This is a genomic window from Paraburkholderia sp. CNPSo 3272, assembly GCF_024206495.1.
Lineage (GTDB): Bacteria > Pseudomonadota > Gammaproteobacteria > Burkholderiales > Burkholderiaceae > Paraburkholderia.
This window is the reverse complement of the sequence record NZ_JAMBPQ010000041.1, coordinates 1-25,549: the sequence shown is the minus strand read 5'-3', so window position 1 is coordinate 25,549 and position 25,549 is coordinate 1. Positions and strand designations below refer to the sequence as shown.

The 25,549-nt window shown below is 62.8% G+C and carries 23 protein-coding genes; 16 read left to right on the top strand and 7 right to left on the bottom strand.

Annotated elements, in window-relative coordinates; genetic code table 11:
- The first annotated feature begins 85 nt into the window (after positions 1-85).
- Both M3I53_RS31405 and M3I53_RS31400 read left to right on the top strand, forming a co-directional pair.
- Positions 86-1,723: a bifunctional 3-(3-hydroxy-phenyl)propionate/3-hydroxycinnamic acid hydroxylase gene (locus M3I53_RS31405; RefSeq protein ID WP_254319712.1), complete on the top strand. Its 1,638-nt coding sequence runs from the start codon at positions 86-88 to the stop codon at positions 1,721-1,723.
- A gap of 176 nt (positions 1,724-1,899) precedes the next feature.
- A complete protein-coding gene (locus tag M3I53_RS31400; protein ID WP_254319711.1) occupies positions 1,900-3,168 on the top strand; it encodes an MFS transporter in 1,269 nt (422 codons plus the stop codon).
- 18 nt (positions 3,169-3,186) lie between these two features.
- On the opposite strand, the gene M3I53_RS31395 is transcribed toward M3I53_RS31400, so the two are convergent.
- A complete protein-coding gene (locus tag M3I53_RS31395; protein ID WP_254319710.1) occupies positions 3,187-4,083 on the bottom strand; it encodes a LysR family transcriptional regulator in 897 nt (298 codons plus the stop codon).
- A gap of 124 nt (positions 4,084-4,207) precedes the next feature.
- On the opposite strand from M3I53_RS31395, the gene M3I53_RS31390 reads away from it, so the two are divergent.
- The 4 genes from M3I53_RS31390 to M3I53_RS31375 all read left to right on the top strand — a co-directional run bounded on the left by M3I53_RS31390 (position 4,208) and on the right by M3I53_RS31375 (position 8,189).
- Positions 4,208-5,548 carry an MFS transporter gene (locus M3I53_RS31390; protein ID WP_302057913.1) on the top strand — a complete coding sequence of 447 codons (1,341 nt, stop codon included), beginning with the start codon at positions 4,208-4,210 and terminating at the stop codon, positions 5,546-5,548.
- A 64-nt stretch (positions 5,549-5,612) separates the two neighbouring features.
- On the top strand, positions 5,613-6,695 hold the full coding sequence (locus tag M3I53_RS31385) for a porin (RefSeq protein ID WP_254319708.1): 1,083 nt from the start codon (positions 5,613-5,615) through the stop codon (positions 6,693-6,695).
- Between the two features lie 64 nt (positions 6,696-6,759).
- Positions 6,760-7,548 carry an alpha/beta fold hydrolase gene (locus tag M3I53_RS31380; RefSeq protein ID WP_254319707.1) on the top strand — a complete coding sequence of 263 codons (789 nt, stop codon included), beginning with the start codon at positions 6,760-6,762 and terminating at the stop codon, positions 7,546-7,548.
- Between the two features lie 53 nt (positions 7,549-7,601).
- The gene (locus M3I53_RS31375; RefSeq protein WP_254319706.1) at positions 7,602-8,189 is read left to right on the top strand and encodes a nuclear transport factor 2 family protein; all 588 of its coding nucleotides are present in this window, start codon (positions 7,602-7,604) and stop codon (positions 8,187-8,189) included.
- A 111-nt stretch (positions 8,190-8,300) separates the two neighbouring features.
- On the opposite strand, the gene M3I53_RS31370 is transcribed toward M3I53_RS31375, so the two are convergent.
- The 6 genes from M3I53_RS31370 to M3I53_RS31345 all read right to left on the bottom strand — a co-directional run bounded on the left by M3I53_RS31370 (position 8,301) and on the right by M3I53_RS31345 (position 17,507).
- Positions 8,301-12,029, bottom strand: a complete 3,729-nt coding sequence (locus M3I53_RS31370; RefSeq protein ID WP_254319705.1) for an autotransporter outer membrane beta-barrel domain-containing protein — start codon at positions 12,027-12,029, stop codon at positions 8,301-8,303.
- 672 nt (positions 12,030-12,701) lie between these two features.
- On the bottom strand, positions 12,702-13,322 hold the full coding sequence (locus tag M3I53_RS31365; protein WP_254319742.1) for an energy transducer TonB: 621 nt from the start codon (positions 13,320-13,322) through the stop codon (positions 12,702-12,704).
- A 103-nt stretch (positions 13,323-13,425) separates the two neighbouring features.
- The gene (locus tag M3I53_RS31360) at positions 13,426-13,824 is read right to left on the bottom strand and encodes a biopolymer transporter ExbD (protein ID WP_254319704.1); all 399 of its coding nucleotides are present in this window, start codon (positions 13,822-13,824) and stop codon (positions 13,426-13,428) included.
- Positions 13,821-14,414: a MotA/TolQ/ExbB proton channel family protein gene (locus M3I53_RS31355; RefSeq protein WP_254319703.1), complete on the bottom strand. Its 594-nt coding sequence runs from the start codon at positions 14,412-14,414 to the stop codon at positions 13,821-13,823. The genes M3I53_RS31360 and M3I53_RS31355 overlap by 4 nt, the downstream gene beginning before the upstream one ends.
- A gap of 27 nt (positions 14,415-14,441) precedes the next feature.
- Positions 14,442-16,793: a TonB-dependent receptor gene (locus M3I53_RS31350; RefSeq protein ID WP_254319702.1), complete on the bottom strand. Its 2,352-nt coding sequence runs from the start codon at positions 16,791-16,793 to the stop codon at positions 14,442-14,444.
- A gap of 519 nt (positions 16,794-17,312) precedes the next feature.
- On the bottom strand, positions 17,313-17,507 hold the full coding sequence (locus tag M3I53_RS31345; RefSeq protein ID WP_254319701.1) for a hypothetical protein: 195 nt from the start codon (positions 17,505-17,507) through the stop codon (positions 17,313-17,315).
- Between M3I53_RS31345 and M3I53_RS38715 the strand changes: the two genes are divergently transcribed.
- The 10 genes from M3I53_RS38715 (at position 17,418) to M3I53_RS31300 (ending at position 25,112) form a co-directional block, all read left to right on the top strand.
- Positions 17,418-17,723 (top strand): DUF2946 family protein, encoded by a 306-nt coding sequence (locus tag M3I53_RS38715; protein ID WP_375542609.1) that lies wholly within the window; start codon positions 17,418-17,420, stop codon positions 17,721-17,723. The genes M3I53_RS31345 and M3I53_RS38715 overlap by 90 nt on opposite strands.
- Positions 17,724-17,852: 129 nt before the next feature.
- The gene (locus M3I53_RS31340) at positions 17,853-18,752 is read left to right on the top strand and encodes a hypothetical protein (protein ID WP_254319700.1); all 900 of its coding nucleotides are present in this window, start codon (positions 17,853-17,855) and stop codon (positions 18,750-18,752) included.
- 17 nt (positions 18,753-18,769) lie between these two features.
- Positions 18,770-19,135, top strand: coding sequence for a copper resistance protein CopC (locus M3I53_RS31335; protein ID WP_254319699.1), 366 nt, complete (start codon positions 18,770-18,772; stop codon positions 19,133-19,135).
- A gap of 2 nt (positions 19,136-19,137) precedes the next feature.
- Complete coding sequence (locus M3I53_RS31330; RefSeq protein WP_254319698.1) at positions 19,138-20,043, top strand: CopD family protein; 906 nt, start codon at positions 19,138-19,140, stop codon at positions 20,041-20,043.
- A 63-nt stretch (positions 20,044-20,106) separates the two neighbouring features.
- Positions 20,107-20,295: a hypothetical protein gene (locus M3I53_RS31325; RefSeq protein WP_254319697.1), complete on the top strand. Its 189-nt coding sequence runs from the start codon at positions 20,107-20,109 to the stop codon at positions 20,293-20,295.
- Between the two features lie 1,106 nt (positions 20,296-21,401).
- Positions 21,402-21,551 (top strand): hypothetical protein, encoded by a 150-nt coding sequence (locus tag M3I53_RS31320; RefSeq protein ID WP_254319696.1) that lies wholly within the window; start codon positions 21,402-21,404, stop codon positions 21,549-21,551.
- A gap of 111 nt (positions 21,552-21,662) precedes the next feature.
- On the top strand, positions 21,663-23,324 hold the full coding sequence (locus tag M3I53_RS31315; RefSeq protein WP_254319695.1) for an Nramp family divalent metal transporter: 1,662 nt from the start codon (positions 21,663-21,665) through the stop codon (positions 23,322-23,324).
- Between the two features lie 395 nt (positions 23,325-23,719).
- Positions 23,720-23,932, top strand: coding sequence for a hypothetical protein (locus M3I53_RS31310; RefSeq protein ID WP_254319694.1), 213 nt, complete (start codon positions 23,720-23,722; stop codon positions 23,930-23,932).
- Positions 23,929-24,150: a cation transporter dimerization domain-containing protein gene (locus M3I53_RS31305; RefSeq protein ID WP_302057912.1), complete on the top strand. Its 222-nt coding sequence runs from the start codon at positions 23,929-23,931 to the stop codon at positions 24,148-24,150. Before M3I53_RS31310 ends, M3I53_RS31305 begins: the two co-directional genes overlap by 4 nt.
- 461 nt (positions 24,151-24,611) lie before the next feature.
- Positions 24,612-25,112: a ferritin-like domain-containing protein gene (locus M3I53_RS31300; protein WP_254319741.1), complete on the top strand. Its 501-nt coding sequence runs from the start codon at positions 24,612-24,614 to the stop codon at positions 25,110-25,112.
- The last annotated feature ends 437 nt before the right edge of the window (positions 25,113-25,549 follow it).

Below are 25,549 nucleotides of genomic sequence, written 5' to 3'. Positions count from 1 at the left end.
ACTCTCTCTCTCACGGATGTGCACTGGATGGCTGCCAGACGACCTGGTGCCAGGGCACGACTCGCTTTTTTGCAGGTGAACTCAAATGGCTGACCAGAATCTCCTCGACGTCGTCATCATCGGTTACGGCCCTGTTGGGCAATCGCTGTCCATTCTGCTTGGCGAGCGCGGCTACGATGTCGCGGTCTTCGATCGCTGGCCGTCGCTTTACCCGCTGCCACGTGCGGTGTTTCACGATCACGAAATCCGGCGCGTATTTCATGCTATGGGAATTGGTAAGGATATCGAATCGATATCCCAGCCGTCCGCGACTTACCAGTGGTTCAACGCCGACTGGAAGACGCTCGTGGAAATCGACTGGTCCGCGGAATCGATCAGCGACGGCCCCGTGGGCTATCTGTTCAACCAGCCTTCGCTCGAGGCGCTGCTCGACCGCAAGGCCAAATCGTTGCCGAACGTCTCGGTCAATCAGGGCTGGGAAGCCGTCGAACTGCGCCAGTTGCCCGATTGCTGCGAGGTGGTCCTCAAGCAGGGACGCATGATGAACGGCACCTGGCTTTCGACCGGCGAGATGCGCACGGTCCGCGCGCGCTATGTCGTCGGGGCAGATGGCGCCAACAGCTTCGTGCGCCGGTCGCTGGGGGTGACCTTCGAGGACCTGGGATTCCAGGAAGACTGGCTCGTCATCGACCTGAAGCCGAACGAAGGCGTGAAGCTCGACGTGCCCGATATCGGGCAGTGGTGCAATCCGGCGCGTCCGACCACGATGGTGCCCGGCGGGCCTGGCTACCGCCGCTGGGAGTTCATGCGTCTGCCGCACGAAACACTCGAAGACCTGCAAAAGCCTGAGAAGGTCTGGGAACTGCTGTCGCCGTGGGTCGGACCGGATCGTGCGACGCTGGTGCGCCACGCGGTGTACACGTTCCGCTCGTTGATCGCCGAGACGTGGCGCAAGTCGCGTGTGCTGCTTGCCGGCGACGCGGCTCACCAGATGCCGCCGTTCATGGGGCAGGGCATGTGCTCGGGCCTGCGTGACACATGGAATCTTGCGTGGCGCCTCGACCTCGTGCTCAAGGGCATTGCCGGCGCAGACCTGCTCGACGGGTATACGCCCGAGCGCCGCCCGCAGGTTCGCGCCGTCATCGACGCGTCGATCGCCATGGGCAAAGTCGTGTGCATTTCGGACCCGCAAAAGGCCGCTCAGCGCGACGAGGCCTATCTGTCGGGGCAGGTGCCAGCGCTGCCGCCGTTTCCGGGCCTGACCGGCGGGCTCATCCGTGCCGACCAGAATTCGGCGACGGGTGGCATAGCCGGTCAACTATGCGTGCACGGCCAGGTGCGAAACGATGGCGAAGTCATGCGCTACGACGACGCCATGCCGAACGGCTTTCATGTGATCGCGCTGGATGCGGACCCGGACCTCTATCTGGACGCACAGGCGCAGAAGGTGCTGGCGCTGATCGGCGGGCAGACGATCGGCATTACGCGCGACGAAAGCCGGGTCGTCGCCGGCCGGGTGTTTTTCGATGTAAGCGGGAAGTACGAGGCATTCTTCAACGAACACGGTGCCAAGGCGCTGATCGTGCGCCCTGATTACTACGTGTTCGGCGCGGTGGGCTCGTTGACGGCGTTGCCAGAACTCATTGGCATGCTTGGCGCAGGACTGGCGCTCGAGGCCGGGCGCGGCATCGGGCAAGAATGCCTCGCAGGCGTACAGATGTGAAGCAGGTGGACCGGTGGAAGGGGCGGCGCTTCTTCCACCCTCGCGATAGCGGCCGTTCTCGGCCGATTGATGCGTTGGGCACATGCATCATAAAACGTAGGATAACGAACCAATTGGGCCGCTTTTTCGCAATTAGCAGGTTGCCCGATAGCACACATCAAACAGGAGACGTGGACATGGATAGCACAAGCACATCGCGGTGGGACACCGCGTATGAATGGAAGGCAGTTCTCCTTCTTTCGCTCGGGTTCGGGCTGGTGGGTATCGACCGGTTCATGATCATGCCGCTCTTTCCGGTCATGATGAAGGACCTGCATCTCGACTATCAGGATCTTGGCTATATCACCGGGGCGCTCTCAGTCGCGTGGGGTTTTTCCGCCATGTTCATGGGTAACCTGTCCGATCGCGTGGGGCATCGCAAGGTGATCATTCCCGCGATCGTCGTGTTCTCGTTGCTCGCGGGGCTCAGCGGGCTCGCCACGGGGCTCGGCACGCTGATCCTGATCCGCGCGGTGATGGGACTCGCCGAGGGTGCGTTCACGCCCGCCAGTATCGTCGCGACCATCGATGCATCGAAACCCAGTCGGCACGGGCGCAATGTCGGCATTCAGCAAATGGCACTGCCGCTCTTCGGCTTGGGACTCGCGCCGATCATGGTGACGCAGTTGCTGAAGGTCATGCCGTGGCATTCTATATTCGCCATCGTGTCCATACCGGGCCTCGTCGTCGCGCTGCTGCTATGGAAGAGTCTGCGCGACACGAAGACGTCTGGCGCAGCCGTTCACACCACGACCCGCGACGCCGCTGGTCACCGGTGGAGCGACGTGTTCCGGTACCGCAACATCCCGCTGAATATCGTCGGCATGTTCTGCTGGCTGACCTGCCTCGTCGTGCTGACAGCGCTGCTCCCCAGCTATCTCGTGGACTATCTGCATCTCGATGTGCAACAAATGGGTTATGTGCTGTCGGCCATCGGTTTCGGCGGCATGCTCGGCACCGTGACGATGCCGGCGCTCTCGGACCGCCTCGGCCGCAAACCCGTGATGATCTGCTCGGTAGCCGGCGCCGCCATCTTCCTCACACTGCTCACGCGCACGGGCGCGAACGCCACGGCACTGTTTTTCTACCTGATGCTCACGCTGCTCTTCGTCTTCAGCATGATCACCTTGACCGTGGGGCCGTTGAGCGCGGAGTCCGTTCCCGCGAAGCTGATGTCGACGGCATCCGGGCTCGTTGTCGGAGTGGGCGAGGTCTTTGGCGGCGGCGTTGCGCCTGCGGTTGCGGGGTACGTCGCCAAGCATTTTGGCATTCAGTACATCATGACGCTCGGGCTCATCGCGCTCGGCATCGGCTTCGTCGTGGTGCTCAACCTGAAAGAGACTGCGCCCCTGCGCGCGGCGCGGCAGGGCGCGGCGAACGGTGCGGCAGCGGGCGACGCGTTGTGAATGCCCGCGATTCGGCTTTCACCGCCCAAGCGTGCTCGCCACGAGTGCGCGGAACCAGCGGTGGCCCACGTCGTTGTGATATCGCGCGTGCCAGAACTGCCGCACCGTCAAATCCTCCAGCGCAATGGGAGGCGCAAAGACATCGACGGCGGCAAGCCGCGAAAACAGGTCCGCCAATTCTTCTGGCACAACGGCGATGTAGTCGGAATTCGCCACGAGGCTGGGCACGGCCAGCAGGTAAGGGACGTCGACGCCGACCTTGAGCTTCACGCCATGGTGGCGCAACTCTCTTTCGAGCAACTGGTTGGTGAGGGCAAGCGTGGCCGACACGACGTGGCGGCTCTCGATGAACTGATCGAGCGACATTTTCACCGTCTTGCGCTTGCCGCTTCCGCGAATGATGCCGACCAGCGGACGGGTGAAGAGCGCCTGTTGATGCAGGTTCTCGCCAAGCCGCCCCAGAAAGCCGATTGCGAGGTCCAGCGCGCCGTCCTGCAAAGCGGCGGCCAGTTCGACAGAGGGCATCTGGATCGGGCGCAAGGTTGCGCCTGGCGCCTGCGCATGGAGTGCGGCGAGTAGCCGGGGCAGCAGGACGATCACTCCCATGTCGCTCAGGCACACGGAAAACGTGCGCGTCGTGCTCGCGGCGTCGAAAGACTTCGCTTGCCAGATGTCCTGCCGGACGACGGCCAGCGCGCGCTGCACGCCTTCGATGACTTTTTCGCCGATGGGCGTGGGCGCCATGACGGCGCCAGCGCGCACGAACAAATCGTCCTGGAAGAAGGAGCGTTGCCGGGCCAGCGCGTGGCTGACGGCAGGCTGCGTGAGGCCGAGCCGCTCTGCGGCGCGGGAAACGCTGCGCTCCTCGGCAAGCGCTTCGATGACATACAGGCTATTCAGATCCGGCTGCCTCACCTATGCACCCAATTCATTCTATGTATGAAATTCATTGTATAGATTTATGACGTGCATGCGTATAACTTTGCATCCGGGCAAATCGACCGCGAAGTGAACGCGGCAAAACATCAGGAGACAACCCATGTCGGGCAGTGCAATCACAGTGGAAGATCTGATCAACGCAAGAAAAGTATCAGGAGTACAAATTATTGTCCTGATTCTCTGTTTCCTGGTCGTCGCCATGGACGGATTCGACGTGGCGTCGGCGGGCTATGTCGCACCTTTGCTCAAGCGCGAGTGGCTGCTGGAGCCGCAGCAACTCGGGGCGATTTTTGGCGCGGGACTGCTCGGCCTGACGGTGGGTAGTTTTGTATTCGGACCGCTTGCGGACCGCATCGGCCGCAAGCGGACCATCGTCATTTCCGTGATCCTGTTTGGCATCGGTAGCCTGCTCACGTCGGCAGCGCCGGCAGCCGGCTGGTTCATCACGCTGCGATTTCTCACCGGAGTGGGGCTCGGCGGCGGCATGCCGACTGCTATCACGCTGAGCTCGGAGTACAGCCCGGAGCGTCACCGTCCGATGCTAGTCACGCTGATGTTCTGCGGCTTCACGATCGGTCTCGCGTTCGGCGGCCAGCTGGCCGCGCTGATCATGCCCGCGTACGGCTGGCGCGGCGTTTTCGTGGCGGGGGGCATCGCGCCGCTCGCGCTTGCGCCGGTGCTCTGGTTGCTGTTGCCAGAATCGCTGCGCTTCATGCCAGGCAAGCGCAGATATGCGGACGAGGCCCGGCGCCTTCTTGGGCGGCTGGGTGGCGACGCCCCTGTTGCTCCCGGCACCCTCGACCCCGCGACAGCGGCGCGGCCTGGAGCGGAAGGTTCGACGCGGCCTGCGGCGACACTCTTCAATGCGCACTACCGGAAGGGCACGGTGCTGCTCTGGATCGCGTTCTTCTGCACGCTGTGGGTGTACTACCAGATCAGCAGCTGGCTGCCTTCGGTACTGGCAGATTCGGGCATGAGCGCCGCGCACGCAGCACAGGTGAGTTCGCTGCTGCCGGTGAGCGGGACGGTTGGCGCGCTGATCAATGCGGCGCTGATGCGGCGGATCAATCCGTTCGTTGTGCTGAGCGCCTCTTACCTGGTCGCCGCTGTTGCGATCGCCTGCATCGGCCCTGCGATGGGCAGCCCGGGGCTCCTCGCGCTCGCCGTGTGGTTTTCCGGTCTCGGCCTTTCCGGCGCGCAGACCGGAGCGAACGTCCTCGTGGCGGGTTTCTATGAGACGCGGGCCCGCGCTACCGGCGTGAGCTGGGCGCTAGGCGTTGGCCGGGTGGGATCGATCATCGGCTCGATGACGGGGGGCGTGCTGCTCGCGCTGCTGCAGTCGCCGCGCATTGCCTTTCCCATTTTTGCGCTGCCCGCACTGGTCGCGGCCGTGGCGATGTCGGCGACGGGACGCCTCTATCGCGGCCAAGCAGTGAACTGAAGCCGCCGCGGGCGCGATCGAGCCCGCACGCGGCAAAACGATAAAAAATAAACTGGAGACGTCAATGAAGAAGGCGGCGACCGCAGTATCTCTCGTGTGTGTGACGCTAGGCGCCCACGCACAAGGCAGTGCGACCATCTATGGGTTGCTCGATGAAGGCTTTACGTACGTGACCAATGAACAGGGAAGCCACAACTACAAACTCGACAACTCGATCCTGTATCCCAGTCTTTTCGGGATCAAGGGATCGGAGGAGCTGGGCGGGGGCACAAAGGCGATCTTCAACCTTGTCTCGCAGTTCAACCTCGGCACGGGTGCCTCGATGCCAGCGGGTTCGATCTTTGGACGCAACGCGTACCTCGGGTTGACCAATGATCGATACGGCACCGTCACGTTTGGCAACCAGTACGACTTCATGACCGATACGCTGTTCTACGGCGGCTACGATGCGAGCTATGCGTACGGCGGCCTCTATAACCTGCGCCAGGGTCCCTTTAGGAAGCTTGGCGTACCCGAGAATCCGACGGGCGCGTTCGAATTCGATAACGTGGGGGGCGCACATCGCGTGCAGAACTCGGTCAAGTACGTGACGCCCAATCTCGCCGGATTTTCGGCGGGCGCCATGTACGGCTTTGGCGGCGTTGCGGGCTCGTTGCAGGCCGACCGCACGGTGGGCTTTTCGGCCAGCTATACGGCGGGCGCGATTTCCGTGGGCGGCGCGTATGTCGACGCCCACTATCCCGAACTGGCCAACGGCCGCGAGGGGATTCGCAACTACGGCTTCGGAGCGCGGTACGACGGACTCGGCAACCGTTACAACGTGCTTTTCACTGATACGAAAAACACACTGACCGGGGCCGAGGTTTGGGTCGTTCAGGCCGGGATCATGCGCTGGCTTAATGACGCCTGGCTTATCGGGACCAACTACCAGTACATGAAGGGCAATGCCAAGGTCTCGCATAACAAGGCCAGTCAGGTGACCGCTGCCGTGCAGTACCTGCTCTCGAAGCGCACGACGGTCTATCTGGAGGGCGTATTCCAGCAGGCGGGGGGAGATGGTCCGGCCTATGCGTGGATCAACGGTCTCTCGCCTTCCGGCTCTAACCGGCAGACGGCGCTGCGCGTCGGTCTCGCGACGCGGTTCTGACGCGCCAGCCAGGTTGGCAATGCGGTCGACTCGACGGATAACTTGCAACAGCAGGGTGATGAAAATGGAAGAGAAGCAATACAGCGGTCCGGGGCAAATGGTCATTCAGGAACGCGGTAGCGGGCCGCGCGTCGTCTTCGTTCATGGCGGCGGGTTGGGCGGCGCGATGGCGTGGCGGGAGCAATGGCCGCTTGGCGACACCTGGCGCCTCGTCATGCCGGCACGGCCGGGATACGGCGCAAGCCCATGGCCAGGAGACGAGGATTTCGAGCGCGACGCGAGTTACTTAGCCGATCTTCTCGAACCGGGCGATCACGTGGTTGCGCATTCGTATGGCGCCGCGGTTGCCATGCTGGCAGTGGCGAAAGACGTGAGCCGCGTGGCGTCCCTGACACTGATCGAATCGGGCACCAGCGACATTGCGAAGGAGGATGCCCGCGTCACCGCGTTCCACTACGCGACTCTTGGCCTTGCCGCGCACCCGCCCGCTGACGACGAGACGTATCTGCGCACGCTCTTCAGGATCCTGGAGCCCTCGCGGGCGCTGCCCGACCCGTTGCCTGCGCCCCTGAGCGCGTTCGCGGGGCACTTGCGGCATTTCCGGTCGCCATCGGAAGCCGTCGTGCCCGTGCACGAACTGGCAACGGCTGCGTTTTCGAAGCTTCACATTTCCGGCGGCCATAGCGACGCCTACGAAGGCATTACCGATGCGCTGGGTTCGCAGCTTGGCGGCGAGCGCGTCGTGATCGCGGGCGCAGGGCACGCACCGCAGCGCACCGGCGAGCCCTTTAATGCCGTACTGCGCCGGTTCCTGGGCGGCGAGACGCCGTCGAGCGGGGAGCCGGCGGCATAACTTCAATTGACGGGGGCGTCGCATGGCTGCCCCCCAACAAATGGAATTCGAATATGACGATGTACACAGAAGATCGTTGGCAGATTACCGACCTCATGACAGGGTGGATTCATCGTGACCTCGGCGAATGGGACAAGTTGCGCGAACTGTTCCATCCGGATGGCGAGATCGAAGTGACGTGGTTTGAAGGCCTGGCTGCCGATTTCATCGAGGGGTCCAGGCGCATGGGCGGATCGGCGCTGAAAACGAAGCATCTCATCGGCACGCCGATCGTGACGTTCCATGGCGAACGGGCGGTGGTCGAAACGAACGCTGTCATTGTCGCCGACAACGCCGCACTGAATCTGGGCTGCGCCGTCCACAATCGCTTCTTCGACAAGGTCGAACGGCGCGATGGCGTCTGGAAATTGGTCAAGCGTCAGAGCATTTACGACATGGGGTCGTTTACGTTTCCCAACGGTATCGTCGAGATCGAGCAGGCGGTGGTTGCGAAGTACCCCAGAGAATACGCGGCGCTTGCGTATCTGCTCGAGAAGAGCGGTTTTCCAGTCGGCCGCGTTTTCGCAACCCGCGGTAGTGAAAATGAAAAGAGCATGAAAGCCGAAGCGCGGCAGTGGTTGTCTAACGCGCCGGCGCGGTAACGGCCGGTTCCGCCAGCACGACAAAGAGCAGACATCGGGGAGACTTTCATCCGCGCGCTGAATGCGGCCGTGGAGGCAGCACGCGCGGGCGATCAGGGTCGCGGCTTTGCGTTAAAACACGTACCTCGCGCCGCCATTGACGAGCCATCCGCGGAAGCCACCATTACCGATCTGTTGCTGATACGACACGCGGCCATAGAGCGAAAGGTTTGTCGTGTAGGTGCCGTTGATCCCCAGCGAATATTGCAAGGCGTCTCCCATCTGGCCGCTCGTGAACTGCACGTCGCTGACCTGCACGGCGGTGCCCTTCGCGAACGAGTGCAGGACGTCGATTTCCGCATACGGCGTGACACGCCCGGCGTTCACGTCGAAGGGGCGTGTCACGCGCACGCCCAGGCGCCCTGTCAGCTGGTTCTGCGAGCCGATATTGATGTCGAGATCATCCGCGTCCAACGAATTGTGGAAGCTCAAATGCTGGCCGACGAGCTGGATCTGTGGCTCGATGTTGATACGGTACGGCAGCGTGAACGGGTAGCCGGCTTCCACCGACGCCGCGTAGCTGTTTCCCTGCAGCTTCATGGTCTGGCCTCGCGCTGTCGTGTCGACGTCGCCGTTAAGCCAGCCGACCGAGAGAATGCCGTCGAAATACCATCCCTGCCGGCTCTGGTAGGTGCCATAACCGGACAACCGGTAAATGTTCGAGCGGCTGCTGCTCGGGCCGTCAACAGCCTCGGGCTGGAAATGCAGCCAGCCCACCGAGCCAGCCAGTCCGAATCGCCAAAGTCCGTTGTCGTTGCGGAACTTGAACGCATTGGCGCCGAACTGGATCGCGCTGTAATCGCCGGACATGTTGTAGCCGAACTGCTGGAAGCCGATATTCGACGAGTAATTGAAGTCGCCGCCATACGCGCGGAAGAACATCTCAGAGGGGCCGCCATCGCGGCCGAGATCGGCGTCGTCGCGGATCTCGCCAAGGCGGCGATGCAACGAGTCTATGTCGACCAGACCTGAGTAAAGGAATGCGGCCGGAGCGGCCAGATACGCTGCCACCTGCGGAGCCACGGCCGGGCGTGCATTGGATGGGATCTGCACATCTTCTTCAGGAGCGGGCGAGGGTGGCAACGGTCCTTGGCCGGGGTCGACGGGGTCGACGGGCCCATCCGGTGTTACATAAACGCTCTGCAGGCGATAATCCCAATGGCTGCCGCCGCTGCCGACGAGTTGCTGCGCGTCTTCGGCGCCCCCGTGCGAGGACTGAGGGCCATACGCATAGAGCGCATATTCGTAAGGGCTTTCCGGAGCGACGACGTAGCCGCCCGCGAGCCGGAAAGCACCCTGTGTCGAACTACCCGCGACCTGCACGACCGAGATGCCCTCGCTGGGGCCGATCACGCCGGTCGGCGCTGTGAGGCCGCCTGGGCTGCCCGGGACCGGTTTTACATCGACATAAGTGACACCCGATGCATTGCCCGCGATGAGCAGACGATCCGTAGATTGCGCGCTCAACGAACCGCCCGCATTGAGCCACGTATTCACGGCGACTGTGCCCTGCGCACCGCTGTAGTTGCCGCTCACATTGACCACGCGATACGAGGACGCGGAAGTCGGCGCCGAGCCAAGGGCCGGCGACGGCTCGAAGTCGATCAGGCTGTTCGCGTTCGCCAGCGTCGTGACCGTGGAGTCGCCGGTCACGTTCCAGCGGCTCGAATTCGCGAGATTTAGTGTGGTCGTGCTGCCCGTGTCGGTCAGCACGGCGCCGTTGAGCGTCGAGCTGTCCGCGTTGACGCTGAGCGCCGAGGATACCGAGGCCGTCGTGGCATCGAGCGCTGCGCTCGCGCCGGTGACTGTGGACCCCGTGAGCGACACGTTGGCCACCCCGCCCGCGACAAGGATGCCCGCGCCCTTGTCCGCCTGCACCGTCGTGTTGGCGAGCGCAACGTATTCCAGGGGCGCCGCCGCGCGCACAATGGGAAACGCGGCGGCCAGCGTTGCACTCGGCGTGGCGGGTGGCGTGTCGGCATTGGAGTTTGCCGCTACGGACGCCGTTGCGGCACCCGAAAGATAGACGCCGTTGCTGTTGTCGCCCGTCGCGTGCAGGGATGCGCCGGTTGCGCTCAGCGTGCCGCCGTTGGTGACGCGCACCGCGTGCGAACCGCTGCCGCTCGTCGTCACGCTCGTGCCCGCGCCGCTCGCGTCGCGAGCAAGTGTCGCGCTTGACAGCCCGTCGACGACTACGCCAGCCGCGTTCGCTCCGCTCGTCGACACACTGCCGCCGTAAGCCTGCAAGATACCCGTCGTCCAGACGTAGTAGCCCGCGGCACCGGCGCCCGTGGTCTTGATCGTGACACCGGTGGCGCTGGCACTCGCGCTGAGGCCGCCAACGAGCAGGCCATAGGCGTTGCTGCCCATGCTGCTGATTGCGGTGCCATTCAGCGTGGCCTGCACGGTATTGGCGAACCACGTCGCATACGCACTCGGCCCGGTCGTCGAGACACTACCGCCCTGGATCGTCACGATCGCGTCCGTCGTGCCATGGACGCCGTAACTCTGGCTGCCCGTCGTCGAGATCTGGTCGTTCGTCAGCGTCGCGCTCGACCCCGCGCCGTTGACATAAACCCCGCGCGCAGTCGTTCCGCTCGTGCTGATCGTCACGCCTTCGATCGAGGCGGTGCTGCCGCTCGTGACCCAGACTCCGTGCGCCGTCCCGCCCGCGGTCGTCACGCCGCCGCCCTGCATGTCGAGACTGGCGCTGTTGCCCAGGTAGATGCCGTAAGCAGTCGCACCGCCCGTTGAGATTCCCGTGCCGTTGAGTGTCGCCGTTGCGCCGTTTGTTAGCCAGATTCCGAGCGCACCCGAGCCCGTGGTCTTGATCGAGCCACCCTGCGCGGCGAGCGTGGACGCCGTGTCATAGATGCCGTGCGCATTGTCGCCCGTGGTCGAGAACTGCGCGTTCATCAGTGCTGCCGTCGAGGCGCCGCTCTCGTAGAGCCCGATACCCGATGCGCCGCTTGAGGCGAAAAGCGTGCCATTTGCGGTGAGCGTCGAGGCGTTGTAGATGTAGGTGGTGTAGGCGCTGGGCGCGACGGTCGACACCGAGCCGTTGGTGAGATTGATAGTGGACGCCGAAGAGGCGATGCCATACGTCGACGTACCCAGCGCGCTTACTTTGGTGTTGATGAGATTGATCGTCGGGCCGACAGTGCCGGAATACGGATAGGCCCGCACGCCATAGGCACTCGTGAAACCGCTTGACGTGGTGATCGAGGAATCGCGCAGCGTGATCACTGGTGCGCCAAAAGTGGTGCCGTAGGCTCGAATGCCGTCGGCTGAATTGCCCGCCGTCGTGATATAGAGATTGGTGGCGTCAAGCGTGGTCGGAATCGTCGCGGAGCCGGAATACGGCGCGTATATGCCGTGCACCTGTTGCCCGTCGGTCGAGACGTAGGTGCCGTAGCCGTGGCTGCTGCCATTGATTGTCAGCGTGCCGCCCGAGACGTACAGGCCATCGTTCGGCGCACCGCTCACATAATGCGAATAGATCGTGACATTGCCGGGCTGCGAACCGGCATCAGGGTCGATGACGGCAGAGCCCTTCGGTTCGACAGTCACGCCAGCGCCGCCCAACTGCGCGGGATACGGCGGTCGAGGGTCGATCGTCGTTGAGCCAACGATCAGGCCACTTATGTTATTGAACTTCTGGGAATAGCCGTAGTTGCCGGGGCCAATAATGATCTGGTCTTGCGCGTGGACCGACGTCGCGGCGCACAGCGCGAGCCATGCGCTGACGGACGCGGGGATGACGCGCAGACGCCTCTCGTGAAGGCGTGAAACATGATGCATTCCGGAACGATACCTGCACCGCTTGTTGCTGTAGTGCCCCTTTTTATACATCTCGCACTCCAAAGGACGCCGCGGCAAATACCGGTAGCGCGGAAGGGCATGAATGAGGAGCACTAAAAAAGCGGATTTTCAGGCCTCAAACCCTGTCTCCACGTTCCGGCGACCACAATTCTTCGGTGCCGAACAACTGCAGCGAAAGCTATAGACCAAATACTACAAATCATTACTAATGGGAAGACGCTTCACTGCAATTTCCCGCGACGCATTTTTTGGTCGAACAGTTCGCTTTATGCGCGTCCTGAAAGTACCGGCGAGCGATTTGCGACGCCAATCTCCTGCGCTGTAGACACTTTAAAATAATCCAATCGGCATATTCAGAAGCGATAAACAGAATAGCAATCCTATAAAAAGCACGTTTGACTGACCAAACTGGCCTCGCGTGATTCGTTAGATAACGATTTGGAGTCCAGAAAGTTGGGTTATCCAAAAAATATATTCCGTCTGAACATGTCCGTGGCGTTCCTGCGTGCGCAGACGCGGCCGGACTCTACCTGTGGCTACAACGCGGGTCTCTATGACATGAATCTGTTCGACGTTCTCTACGACATGGGGGGCAATGTCTGGCAATGGGTTGCCGGCTGGGCTGGTATCGTGCGGACGCGTTCCGGCGCATCAATTCACGTTGAAGTGGACGCGAACGTCCTGATGGCTCTCGACGGGCCGACCGTTCTCAATTGCCGGGAAAAAGCGCCACTGCCGCAGCGTGGCAAGCAGAATCTGATTCAGCCGCGGATTTTGCGTGGGCTTCACCAGTTCGATATCGAACGTACCGTCCGCATGGACGGCGAAGCGTACAACGGCGACGGCCTGAAAGGCCTGGTCTCGAAGATCGTCGGGGACTTCGGGCAAGGGTTGCGAGAGCAGCCGGGCCTGCTGGCTGACGGGCCCGCTTGGACCGCCGGCGTTCGATTGGGTGCCGGACTGCCGCGTGTCAGCGCCCTGGGCAGATGCGGATTTTGACGCGGGCGTTGCGGGTGAATCTTGCTGCGTGGCTGTCGCGCCTTGCGGAGCCTCGGGCGCCGGGCGTCGCGGCGGAAGCTCGCGGGCATGATGCGCCGCGCTGCTGCGCGCCACCTGCGGCTGCCGTTGCACGCGGGGCGCGCCGTGAGGCGCGGTGGGCGCATCGAGCCGGACGTTGCGGGGTGGCGTTTCGCTTGCACGTGGCGCGTACGGGAGTTCCACGACCTGCAGTTCAATCGCCTGCGGGGGCGCTGCGGGCCGCCCGGAGCCCATGAGCAAGCGCAGATGCGCAAGGAAGAACAACCACGCTATCGCTGCCACCAACGCGGCAACGATAAAGCGACGCACGTTGTGGTTGCGGCATAACAGCGATTCGCTACTCACGATGCACGGCAACGAGAAAATGTTCGGCGCCCGCCTTGCGCGCTTCGAGTATTGCTCCCACGACCACACCATGCGAAGCGCCGTCGTCTGCGGCTACGACAATACTCCCGTCCTTTCGGAGCAGGTTCGTCACCACCGCGCGCACTTCATCGAGGCGAACGGGCTGCTGGTTCACGAAGATCTGGTCGGCGCGATTCACGGAGATGGTGAGCGGCCGGTCAATCTGCATCGGCTGCGCTTGTCCTCGGGGCAGATCGATATGGACCGCGTCGAGCCGCTGCATCGCCAGTGTCGTCAGCATGAACGTGGCGAGCAGAAAGAACATCACATCGATCATCGGGATGATCTCGATGCGGCCACGTCTCGACGTGCGTGAACGTCTGAGCTTCATGACGCCGCACCGGAGCGTTCGCGGGCGAGGCGCAGGTCGCCGATGCGGCCGTTCGCGAAAGTCTCGACTTCATCCATGAGCCGGTCGACGCGACGCGAAAAATAGTTGAACGCAAAGAGTGCGATCAGTGCGATCACGAGACCGATGGCGGTGGCAACCAGGGCCTGGGCCACACCCCCCGACACGCCCGAAGGGCTGACGAGGCCATCGCCGCCGATCAGTCGGAACGAATGCATCATGCCGACGATCGTGCCAAGCAATCCCAGCAGCGGCGCAGCGGTCACGATCGTTTCGAGCAGCCACAGACCGCGGCCCATCTCGCGCTCGATCTGCGAAGCGGCCGTTTCGACCTGCCCCTCGATACGCCAGATGGGCATGCTGCTGTCGTCGAACAGCATGTCCACGCGCCGCAGCACATGTTCGTCCGGCAGTGCGCGTACGGCGCCATCACGCGGCATTCGGGCGTAGCGCCACCAGACGTACATCCGGTCGAACGTGATGGCGAGTGCGAAGATCGCCAGCAGGCTCAACGGGTAAATGACCCAGCCGCCGAGCCGCAGCGTTTCGACAATACCGTTCCATTCGTTCATGATAGGACTCCTTTACGCATGAAATGATCAGAAGTGCTTGGTAATGCCGGCGTAGATCGCTCGCTGCGGGCCATACTGCGGCGCACCCACGCCGATGCCGGATCCGTCACGCAGTTGGTAGACGCGGCCGAAGGCATTGAGCAGCACGAGCCGCGCGTCGAAGCTGCCGACCAGCGGTTCGCTGAAATGCTGGATCACACCGACGTTGACCTGCGCATACCAGGGCAGACGCCCGGTATTCGCAAAACCGCTGCGCAGGCCGCTGCCAACGATCGCATCTGTGGTGAGAGTCGTCTGGCCCAGGGAGTAGGTGCCGCCGAACGAGGCGGTAACGCGCTGATCGTGATCGAGGTAGACCCAATGGTTTGCAATGTAAGCCAGTTCGTCGGCGCCAAAATTGAACTGCGCCGATTCGATGTTCTTGCCCTGCGCGCGGCTGAATGCGACATTCAGATAGGCCGTCACATTGTCCTGGTGGTAGCTCGACGTGAACTCCACGCCGTAGACGCGACCGTACTGGTAATTGAATGGCGTGAAGATAAGCGCGGTGCCGAATTGCCCCTCGTCGAGCAGATCGCTGGCGCGCTTGTAGTACGCGTCGAGTCCAACGGTCAGGCTAGAGGTGAGGCGCTGCGTAATGCCGATGTCAAAGTAATCGGCGCGCTCGGGCTTCACGGGATCGTTCTGCGAGGTCGGGCTCTGGTTCGTCGTGCCGTTGAACTTGCTGACCGTGGAGTCGGACACGAGTTCGAACGCGGGTGGCGTGAAGTAGCGCGCGTAACCGGCGTGCAGGGTCGTCGCGTTGGACGGCTGATACACGAGTCCGACGCGCGGGCTCAGTTGTCCGGCCTGCACATACTCGTCCATGCGGTCGTAACGCAGACCATAGTTGAGTGTCAGCTTCGGCGTGATCTTCCACTCATCCTGCACGTAGAGGCTATACAGAGAGCCTGTTTTGCTGTTGGCATCCTGAATCGTGAGTGGCTGGTCGGAGGTCTGATTGCCGTTCGCGTCGACGGGAAACACGGACACGGTGTTGTCGAACACGGCATGCTCCTGCTGGAACATGAGACCCGCGCGCAGCGTGTGCTGATCATTGAGCCGGTAGGTGAAATCGGCCTGAACGCCATTCGCCTGGTTGCTGTGGAAGTCCTCAGATGCGACGCCATTGAAAATGAGGTCGCCGACTGGGTCCGGATTGAACTTGGTGCGCGTGTAGCGCGTAAAGAGCGCCACCTGGTAGTCGAGCGCACCTCCGTTGGTGCCCTGCAGCGCCACCACCGCGAAGTTGTTCAGCTCCGACTGGGTCTCGTTGAGGTTCGCCGAGTCGAACGTGGACTGGCCGTTCAGCGTGTAGACGGGGGCGAGCCCCGGCGTATTCGGAATCTGGAACTGGTTGCTTGCGGTGCCGAACATCACACTCACGCGCGTGAGCGGGTTGAGCAGGTACGACATGTAGCCGAAACCGTTGCCCTGGCGCGTGTGGTCGTGCAGGGGGCTGCCGTCCGAGGTGGGCGCCTCGATGCCGAGATTGTTCTGGCCGAGCGAACCGGCGAAGTAATAGCTGAACGGGCCGCTGGAGCCGAACACATCGGCGCTCGTCTGGATTGTCTGGTGACTGCCGCCGTACACGTCAATCGTGCCGCCGTTGCCGCTGTCGCCGGACTTGGTGCGGATGTCGACGATGCCCGCCGTGCGATAGCCGTACTGAGCCGGCAGCGCACCCGTCACGAGATTCACCTGGTCGATGATCCGAGTATCGAGCGATTGCCCGAAGCCGCTGATCGGCTCGGGAATGATGATGCCGTTGAGGCGGTACTGTAGGTTCGCGTGATCGCCGCGCACGTGGAGTTGACCGTAGGAATCGTTGGCGACGCCGGGCGCCTGCAGCAGAACCTGGTTGAGCGGCGTGTTCGCGCCTTGCGGCGACGAGTCGATGTCGGCCTGCGTGATCCGGTAGACGCTCGCACCCACTTCGGGCAGGAGACCGTTGCGGGCGCGGTCAAGGCGCTGCGCGTTGACGGTGATGTCGAGTGTGGAGTCTTTCTGGAGCACGACAGCGACCGGCTCGGGCGCCTGTCCCTGTGTCACCGTCGCGACGCGTGTGACGGTGCCGTAGCCCGTCGCCTCCACGTTGACGGCGTAGGTGCCGGGCGCGATGTCCGCGAGCCGGAAGTGGCCGCTGGCGTCAGCCGTCGTCTTGGCGACTATTGTGCCGCTGGCATCCTGGAGCGAGATCTGGACATGGGCGGGCGCGTGGCCCTGAGCGTCGGCCACCGTGCCGGCAAGCGCGGCATCGCCACTGGCAGCGATCGAGCGGGTGCAAAACGTACAGGCGAGCAGCATCATACCGGCCTGCGATATCAGCGAGCGGTTCATTGTCTTGTTGTGATTTCGTGTGGACGCGCCTTTTGTCAGGCAACGACGCGCCGTCGATCTATCGAGCAATGGCGCGCCACCGCTGCAATGTTATAACGTAACACAATGGATTGACAATCCCCGTGTGGCGCCATCCGAGCGGAGGGAAGGGCGTGCTCACTTTTGATTGACCACCGTTGCGCCCGCTTTCGTGGATCGCTCGATCAGGTCCTGGAGTCGGGCCGCCATCGTTTCCGAGGCGACCGATAGGAAACCGAAATAGATGGAAACATGGGGACGTGACTTGACCGTGACGGCGGAGGAGATGCCGCACTTGCCAAGGTTCGGCGAGCGGCGTCTCGCCATACCTCAACTGACCGGTAGCGCAAAATTGCCGCTATGCGATGGGGAATCTCCCGCCAGGCGAGAGATTTGGTACGCTCGGCCACCTAGTCATCGCGCTGCCTGCTGCAAACTGGCCGCGCGATGACTCGCCGCCGCTGACGAGCAGCGTCGGTTCAGCCGTTCCTCTGCACATTTTTACGTCGTCGATTCGCCATGCTCAACCGCCACCGTCGGAAGATGGGTGCCTGGCTCGGGATGCTTGCCATCCTGCTGAGCGTGGTCGCCCCTACGGTGTCCCAGGTGCTGCGCCGCGCGCATGGCGGCGTCGAGCATCACGCCCATCATGCCCATCACCCTCAACTGGCTGTTGAGGTTGCGTGCGATGCCCATGCCGGGCACCTCCATGGCTCCGATTCATCGTCGCTGTGCGACGCGTGCCCGTATTGCGCACTGTTCGCTCACTCGCCAGCCTTGCCTGGCTTGGCCGTCACATCGAGCGTCGCGCCGCAGCGCCCCTTCTTTCCTGTCCCCCTCGTCACAGCTGCGTTCCGCCCGTACACGGTGATGACGCCGGCTCAGCCGCGCGCTCCGCCCGCCTCGTCCTGATCCTCGCAGACGTTTCCAGCCAATGTGGCGATGCCGGTGAACGGCATCGCTGCGCTGGCGCGCGCCTGCTTTGCGCCAGCCTGCCACGGCGCGAGGGCGTCTTCACCACAATTCGATCAGGATCTGGACATGCGAACCAATCTCCAACGGGGTGCCGCAGCGCTGTGCGCGCTTGCGCCGTGCCTGGTTTCAGTCGATGCGTCGGCCCACGCGGTGGTCGGCGACCGTGTCTTTCCGGCCACGATGGCGGTCGACGACCCCGGCGTCGGCGATGAATTCAACCTGGAGTACGGCCACATCAAGACGCCCGACAGCAACGGCAACGACATGAACGTCAACACGGTGTCGTACGAGTGGGACAAGCTGATCACGAAGAATCTCGCGCTCAGCGTCGCGAGCAACTACGCGAGCCTGAACTCGCCGGACGGCAACGCGAAGGGCTGGGACAATTTCACGCTCGGCGTCAAATATCTCGTCTATGCGAACCCGCAGCACGAGTTCATGGCGTCGGTCGGGCTGCTTGCCACGCTCGGCGGCACCGGCGCCAAATCGGTCGCGAACTCGTTTTCGACCTTCACCCCGACCGTCTATTTCGGCAAGGGCTTCGGCGACCTGCCCGCGTCGCTCGGCTACCTGCGGCCGCTCGCCATCACCGGCACGATCGGCCCGAACCTGACGACCGCGTCATCGGACCAGGGGCCGAACTCGCTCGGCTGGGGCCTGACGCTGCAGTACAGCATTCCGTACCTGCAGCAGCAGGTGAAGGATCTCGGGCTGCCCCAGCCGTTCAGCAACCTGATTCCCGTCGTCGAATTCCCCATGAGCACCTGCACGGCTGGCGCGTGCTCAGGACAGACAACGGGCACAATCAACCCCGGCGTCATCTGGATCAATCGCTACGGGCAGTTCGGCATCGAAGCACAGATTCCCGTCAATCGCGCGACCGGCACGCACACAGGGATACTGGTACAAGCCCATATCTATTTCGACGACATTTTCCCGAACTCGATTGGCAAGCCGCTGTTCTGACCGAGGAGGAGACCTTCGTGAAACCGCTTACAAGCGCACGCGGCGCCGTTGCAGCACTATTGATCGCCGTCTGTCAGCTCGCGCAAGCGCACGCCTACCCGACCCATCAGGTGCCGGGGGCTGGTTCGATCGTGCCCGCCTCGCAGAAGGAAGTCGCAATCGACTTCGACGATGGCCTCGAGCCCGCATTCAGCTCGATCACCGTCACGGACGCACAGGGCAAGGTCGTGACGAGCGGGAAGGCCGTTGTCGACCCGTCGAACAGCAAGCACATGTCGGTCGCGCTGAACCCGCAGACGCCGGGTGTCTACGCGGTCGCGTGGGTCGCTGTCGCGGCGGACGGGCATCGCACGCAGGGGCACTACACGTTCACGGTGAAGTGATCATGGAGCCGCTCGTCGCCGGGCAGATCGCCCTTGCCGCAGTGCAGGACGTGCTGTTCGCGACGGCAGCCGGCTCGCTTGCGTGCGCCGTGCTGATCAGGCATAGCGGCATGGGCGCGCCGGCCACGCTGCGCGGGTGGCAGGCCGGCCTCGTGATCGCGCTGGCGCTCACGGCTCTCGCTTACCTCTGGCTGCAGGCCGCCGTCATGAGTGGCTCGCGGCTTGCCGGCGCCGGCGACGCGGTCGCCGCCGTGCTCACGCAGTCACACTATGGCATCGCGTGGTCAGTCGGATTCATCGGCGCGCTGTTGGCCACGCTGAGTCGTATCGCCAATCGTCGCGGCCTGCCGCTGTTCGCCGCGGGCCTCGTCCTTTGGGCGGCGGGCAAGGCCGCGGCCAGCCACGCGGCGGACGCCGGCGACTTCTCGGTGCGCGAGGCCATTCATCTCGTGCATTTGTGTGCGACAGCGCTATGGGCCGGCAGCGTGATCGTCGCGTCAGTGATGCCGCGCCGGGCGGCGCCTGTCGCTGACGCATCGGCTGGGCAAAGGGCGGCGTTCCGCCTCGGGCTGTCGCATCTGGCGACTGCCGCGCTCCTCGTCGTGCTGATCACCGGCCTCTACAACGTGATGCAGGACACCGCGCAGGCGGGCGTGCCGTTCTTCGGTACGGCCTGGGGCCGGGTCCTCTCTGCGAAGCTCGCGTGCGTCGCCGCCGCAGTGGCATTGGGCGGCTGGAACCGGTGGATGATCCTGCCTGGTTTGTGTGCCAACGCTCAGCAGGACGGCCCTGTTTTCATGGCCGCGCTGGGCCGATTCGACGCCTGGCTGACTGTTGAAGCGCTTGTCATGCTGGCCGTTCTCGTGTTCGCGGCCGTGCTGGGACATACGTCTCCAACGGGCGGATGACAGGACAGGAAACCGGGTCCCGTCGCGCTTCTTCAATAGCGCTCAGGCGAGTTCCATCGCATCGTGGTCATCGCAGTGGTCGCCGTGCGGATGATGCAAATGGCCATCGTGCAGATAGTCTACGTGGTCGCCATGCCTGACGGCGGTGGCGCGGCGGCGGCCCTGGCCGGTGCCGCGCTTGCGTCGGTGTTCGTGGCTGCGGCAGCGTCGTGGTCTGCCGCAACCGGCGCGGCAGACTCCGACTGTGCGTAAGCCGGATCGGTTGTGCCGGCGGCCAGTGCCACTAGCAAGCGCAGCCGATGTTCGCAAGCAAAAAAGGGAGCGAGCTACAGTTAGACCGCGCAGGCGGTCCAGAAGAAGCGCGCTGACCCGACAATCGGAGTCAGCGGCAGGAAGGAACGTCCGGCGTCGCTAACGCGCGATTGCAGTCTGGGTGCCGGCAAAGGCCGGCGTACAAGATCGACTACCAGGGCTTGCGTCCACGAAGGACTCTCCTGTTTCTAAGACAGGGCGGATTCTATGCGCGTCGTTTGCAAACGCACAAGCAAAAATTGGCCCGCAGCGGTTAATCGCTTCAAAAATGCGACATCGGACGCACAGACCAGGCCGCGTCCAAAGCGTTCGTGCGTACTGCAGGGGGTGTTTTCTGCGTTGCCCGCGTGCCACATCGCAAGCGCTGTAGTCATCGCTGCGCAGATGCAATACGAAGAGGAGAGCAAAACGATTCGCATCCACTTCAGGTAACGCAATCGAAAGAAAAATGTCCAAGAAAATCGTTGACTCGGCTCGCGCGTCGTCACTAGAATTCGCCTGTTTCCACGAAAGGGGCATATGCCTTGGACAGTAGCAGTAGTCGACCTTCGAAAAGTTTTTCTGCCTGACCGGCACGACGCCCGCCTGGATTCTTCCCTAGCCGCCGTCCTGCCAGAAGGCAGACGGTGCGCGCCGCAGTAGCTTCCGCAGTTTCTTTCCGCGCATCTATTCGATTGGCCGCCGTCTTTGACGCGTGTGTTGTCACGCACGTTCGTCCAGACGATTCGGCTCGCCGAGCCATTGGCTCGTGACGCCGCTTGTTCACGCTGTTTTCGCGTACGCAAAGCCGTGCCGGATCCACCGTGCGGTTAAACACGTCCGTCGAACATGAACGGACCTAAATGAAAAGAGGAACTCACGATGCCTGACCCTGAGCCTGGACCCTGCACAACTCGCCTTGCGTTCTTGCAGAACGCAGGCCGCTTCGCCTGACATCTGGCCGCACACGTTCCTCCCCCACGCCCGGGCATTTCGCCCCGCGTGAAGCGAAACGAAGGCAAGCCCTGATCGATGGCGCCACGTTTCAAGCTATTGGAGGAATCACCATGCACTTCGCACTCCTCGTTTCGCAGCTCCCGCGCGTCGAAGAAGCTCGCACGCACTACAACGACATGCTCTCGCTCGACGCCGGTTCGCACGCATCGACCGGCGTAGTCGCTGCCATCTGGACGGCGCTCAAACAGCTCGCTCGCTGACACGGCCCGGCGTGGCCGACTGTCTGCCCACTGCATCAATACCGGCAGGCGGCAGGCAGTGGCACGCCTCAATCATCGATTTCAAGCAGCACTGCCAAGGAATAACCAGAAATGTCTACCACTCCCGCAAACCTCACGCAACGTCGGAGCGCCGTGCTCGACGACGCGCACGTCGGCGATATCAAGGGCGCCTTCGGCACGATCGCCCGCCACGACACCGCTCCGCGCAGCAACTGGATGGCGCGTCTGCGCACACTGCTCGCCATCCTCGGCCCCGGCCTCATCGTCATGGTCGGCGATAATGACGCCGGCGCGTTCGGCACGTACACCCAGGCCGGCCAGAATTACGGCACGTCGCTGCTTTGGACGCTTGCCCTTCTGATCCCGGTCCTTTACGTCAACCAGGAAATGGTCCTGCGCCTGGGCGCCGTGACCGGTGTCGGTCACGCACGCCTTATCTTCGAACGCTTCGGAAAGTTCTGGGGCGCCTTCAGCGCCATCGATCTTTTCCTGCTCAATGCATTAACGATCGTCACCGAGTTCATCGGCATTACGTTTGCGCTCGACTTTCTCGGCGTCTCGAAGGTGCTCGGCGTATGCATCGCGGCAGTCCTGACGATGGCCGCGGTCAGTACAGGCGATTTCCGTCGTTTCGAACGCTTCGCGATCGTGCTGTGCCTGTTGAGTCTGCTGCTGATCCCCGTGCTCGTCTCGATTCACCCGCCTATGGGCGTTGTCGCGCGCGACTTCTTCGTGCCGACATGGCCGGCGAATTCCAGGCTCTCCGACGTGATGTTGCTCGTGATCGGCATTGTCGGCACGACCGTCGCGCCGTGGCAGTTGTTCTTCCAGCAAAGCTACGTGATCGACAAGCGCATCACGCCGCGCTTCATGAAGTACGAAAAGGCGGACCTCTGGATCGGCATCGCGTTCGTGATCGTCGGCGCCGTGGCGATGATGGCCTTCACCGCCGCGCTCTTTGACGGCAAGCCCGAATTCGGCAACTTCACCGACGCGGGCGGTGTGATTGCGGGTCTGCACAAGTACGTCGGCCAGACGTCGGCCACGATCTTCGCCGTTGCACTCCTCGACGCGTCGATCATCGGTGCCGCCGCTGTTTCGCTCTCGACCGCCTACGCGATCGGCGACGTGTTCAAGGTCAAACACTCGCTGCACCGTAGCGTGCTCGATGCGAAGGGTTTCTATCTGGTCTACTTCGGCATTATTGCGCTCGCTGCTGGCCTCGTGCTGATGCCGGGCAGCCCGCTTGGCCTGCTGACGGAGGCTGTTCAAACGCTCGCGGGCGTGCTGCTGCCGAGCGCAACCGTGTTCCTGCTGCTGTTGTGCAATGACAAGGCCGTGCTTGGCCCGTGGGTGAATTCGAAGAAGCTGAACGTGTTCACGGGTGCGGTGATTGCCGTGCTCGTCGTGCTGTCGATCATCCTGACGGCGGCCACCGTGTTTCCGGACATCAGCGGCGCGGCGATCGTCAAGATTCTCGTGGGCGGATGCGGAGTTGCCGTGGCCGTGTATGCCGCGGTGGAATTCTCGCGCAAGTCGCGCGGCGCGGATGGCACCCATGGTACGTTGCCGCTCAACAGGCCAGCCCTCAGGGAGTTGCGCAACACGTGGCGCATGCCGCCGCTCGAAGACCTGCCGGCGCCGCAGCACCTGACGCTGTCGACGCGCGTGTGGATGGGCGTGCTGCGCACCTACCTCGTCGTCGCAGTGGGTCTCGTCATCGTGAAGGTCGTGCAGATGGCCATTCACTAAGGCGGATCGGGCAGGCGTGTGCCTGCCCGATTTTGCCAACGCGTACTGCGCGTTTTTGCGCGAGCGCGGGCTCCGGGCTGCTGGAGAGTTCCGGGAAACAGGTTCGTCGTGCTGAGCGAATCACGTTGACGACCTGTATCCAGGATCTGGACTATAGGAGTCTTCACAAAAGGGGCTGATGCCTTGGACACCAGTAGTTGTCGATCTCTGAACGGATTTCCTGCCTGAGTCTGCAAGGCGTCTGCGCCCATTTTTTGGCCACCGTCCTGCCGTCGGGCAGGCGGTGCGCGTCGTGGTAATCCCTCCCGTGCCCCCTGATTATTAGCGCCATTTAGGTGCCGCGTTGGCGTGCGTTCCGCCTGGCGTCATGTTGCTCGCAGCATGCGCGGAGTCAGATGAAAAAGCGCATCCTCATGATATTGCTGGTTTCAGCCCTCGTGCTCGTCGGCGTTCTGCTGACCGTCGAACAGGGCTGTACGTTAGGCCTAACAGAAGCGACGCGGGCCACTGCGGATGCTTTTTCCGGAAACGGATCGCCGAATGGTGAGACGTCCCACTGCCTCGTCTATGGGAAATACTGCCTCAGTAACGTGTTGCGCAGCCAATGACGTGCCGGCAGACGCTAGCTGCAATGTCCGGCGTCGCGCGCTTCCACGACGCTCGGACGCGCAGGATGGGCGACATGATTCTCCTCGAAGTGGATGCCGCATTGTCGCTGGTCGAGGCGCATGAAATCTCGACGGCTGTGCAGCGCGAACTTGTCGGGAAAGCATCCGGTACTGACGTCATGACGCATATAGACCCTTTCTGCTGGCGCTTCCGCTAACCGCCGTCGCCAGCGCGTGGTTCGAAGGACACCCCCTCACTCTCGTCGCCGGCGCCGGTTTGTCACCCGTTTTCGGTCACTTCACATGACGTGGGCGCAGCGTTTGCTGCGGTTCACAAGTGGCTCTGTTGGGTGTTTCCGTTTCATGACGAACAACGCTGTCTACAGTGGGAAACGTTCGCCCCGAGCCGCCGCATGTCCGGAACCCGTTTATTCCGTACGCCGCGGACCGACGCGAGCGGAACGGTATTTGCGGACAGGCACAGCCTTCGTGTGGACATAGCGCAGCCAACCGTAATCGTCTCCAGCGCATCGACATCCGTTTTCATGGCAGGGCCTTCGGTTGTGCGGCTCCATGGGCCCATTGCGCGCTCCACATTATTGAGGATATCGAACGAGCGGACGGTCATCCCAGGAACGGCCGTTGCGTGAGGCGCATCACCCAAACCACGGAGGTGATCATGAGCCAGAGAAAGACGGTAGACGACCTGTTCGTTCATATGCTGTCGGACATCTACAGCGCAGAAAAACAGCTGACCCGCGCGCTCGGCAAGCTCTCGCGTACGGTCAGCGACCCCGAGCTTTCAGGAGCGTTCAAGACGCATCTGGAGGAAACGCAGGGGCAGATCGAGCGGATCGACAAGGCGGTCGAAGCCACAGGACTACGCCTGAAGCGCATGAAATGCGTCGCGATGGAAGGTCTGATTGAAGAAGCGGACGAACTGATCGAGGAAATCGAAAAGGGCCCTGTACTCGACGCCGGCCTCATCGCGGCGGCACAGAAGGTGGAGCACTATGAGATAGCGGCGTACGGCAGCCTCTGTGCGCTGGGCAAGCTTCTCGGTCACAGCGAGGCGGTGGAGCTGCTCAAGGAAACGCTTGAGGAAGAAAAGGCTACCGATATGAAGCTCTCGAAGTTTGCCGAGTCGGCCGGCAACGCCAAAGCGGCAGGTAAGGAATAAGGCGGCAGCGCGCTTGTCACGATCTTCGTCTGGCGCTCCGGCCGGATGCCCGGCGCGGATGGCGGGATAGCTGATGTTGGGAGGTGTGCAGGCCCTGGCCGCAGGAAGGGGAAGGGAGTCACACCGATGAACGGCGGGGAGGGCATCTCCCCGCTGGTTCCTGGATTGGGCCCGCCTTGGCGGGCTCCTTTTGTGCGCCGAGCATGCGCAACAGCTTGGGGGTGAGAGTCCCCTGCCCAGCCAGATGGGGCGAAGGGCTAGTGAAACGCAAGGGCGTCGTCGCGAGGCGGGGTCTGAAGGAAGCGTGTAGCAAAGCCGCGACCTGACGAACAGAAACCAGATATGAGGCCCACCAGGTCGGACGAGCGAGCAAATGATCGCGAAGTCCACAACCATCAAAGACCGGGGAGGTAGATCTGGCAGGTGTGCGGTGAAGG

Excerpts from the sequence above, each read along its gene's own strand:
- M3I53_RS31405 (WP_254319712.1), top strand. The coding sequence starts at position 86 with ATGGCTGACCAGAATCTCCTCGACGTCGTCATCATCGGTTACGGCCCT.
- M3I53_RS31400 (WP_254319711.1), top strand. The coding sequence starts at position 1,900 with ATGGATAGCACAAGCACATCGCGGTGGGACACCGCGTATGAATGGAAG.
- M3I53_RS31390 (WP_302057913.1), top strand. The coding sequence starts at position 4,208 with ATGTCGGGCAGTGCAATCACAGTGGAAGATCTGATCAACGCAAGAAAA.
- M3I53_RS31385 (WP_254319708.1), top strand. The coding sequence starts at position 5,613 with ATGAAGAAGGCGGCGACCGCAGTATCTCTCGTGTGTGTGACGCTAGGC.
- M3I53_RS31380 (WP_254319707.1), top strand. The coding sequence starts at position 6,760 with ATGGAAGAGAAGCAATACAGCGGTCCGGGGCAAATGGTCATTCAGGAA.
- M3I53_RS31375 (WP_254319706.1), top strand. The coding sequence starts at position 7,602 with ATGACGATGTACACAGAAGATCGTTGGCAGATTACCGACCTCATGACA.
- M3I53_RS31370 (WP_254319705.1), bottom strand. The coding sequence starts at position 12,029 with ATGCATCATGTTTCACGCCTTCACGAGAGGCGTCTGCGCGTCATCCCC.
- M3I53_RS31365 (WP_254319742.1), bottom strand. The coding sequence starts at position 13,322 with ATGGGCTCCGGGCGGCCCGCAGCGCCCCCGCAGGCGATTGAACTGCAG.
- M3I53_RS31360 (WP_254319704.1), bottom strand. The coding sequence starts at position 13,824 with ATGAAGCTCAGACGTTCACGCACGTCGAGACGTGGCCGCATCGAGATC.
- M3I53_RS31355 (WP_254319703.1), bottom strand. The coding sequence starts at position 14,414 with ATGAACGAATGGAACGGTATTGTCGAAACGCTGCGGCTCGGCGGCTGG.
- M3I53_RS31350 (WP_254319702.1), bottom strand. The coding sequence starts at position 16,793 with ATGAACCGCTCGCTGATATCGCAGGCCGGTATGATGCTGCTCGCCTGT.
- M3I53_RS31345 (WP_254319701.1), bottom strand. The coding sequence starts at position 17,507 with ATGGGCATCGCACGCAACCTCAACAGCCAGTTGAGGGTGATGGGCATG.
- M3I53_RS31340 (WP_254319700.1), top strand. The coding sequence starts at position 17,853 with ATGCGAACCAATCTCCAACGGGGTGCCGCAGCGCTGTGCGCGCTTGCG.
- M3I53_RS31330 (WP_254319698.1), top strand. The coding sequence starts at position 19,138 with ATGGAGCCGCTCGTCGCCGGGCAGATCGCCCTTGCCGCAGTGCAGGAC.
- M3I53_RS31320 (WP_254319696.1), top strand. The coding sequence starts at position 21,402 with ATGCACTTCGCACTCCTCGTTTCGCAGCTCCCGCGCGTCGAAGAAGCT.
- M3I53_RS31315 (WP_254319695.1), top strand. The coding sequence starts at position 21,663 with ATGTCTACCACTCCCGCAAACCTCACGCAACGTCGGAGCGCCGTGCTC.
- M3I53_RS31310 (WP_254319694.1), top strand. The coding sequence starts at position 23,720 with ATGAAAAAGCGCATCCTCATGATATTGCTGGTTTCAGCCCTCGTGCTC.
- M3I53_RS31305 (WP_302057912.1), top strand. The coding sequence starts at position 23,929 with ATGACGTGCCGGCAGACGCTAGCTGCAATGTCCGGCGTCGCGCGCTTC.
- M3I53_RS31300 (WP_254319741.1), top strand. The coding sequence starts at position 24,612 with ATGAGCCAGAGAAAGACGGTAGACGACCTGTTCGTTCATATGCTGTCG.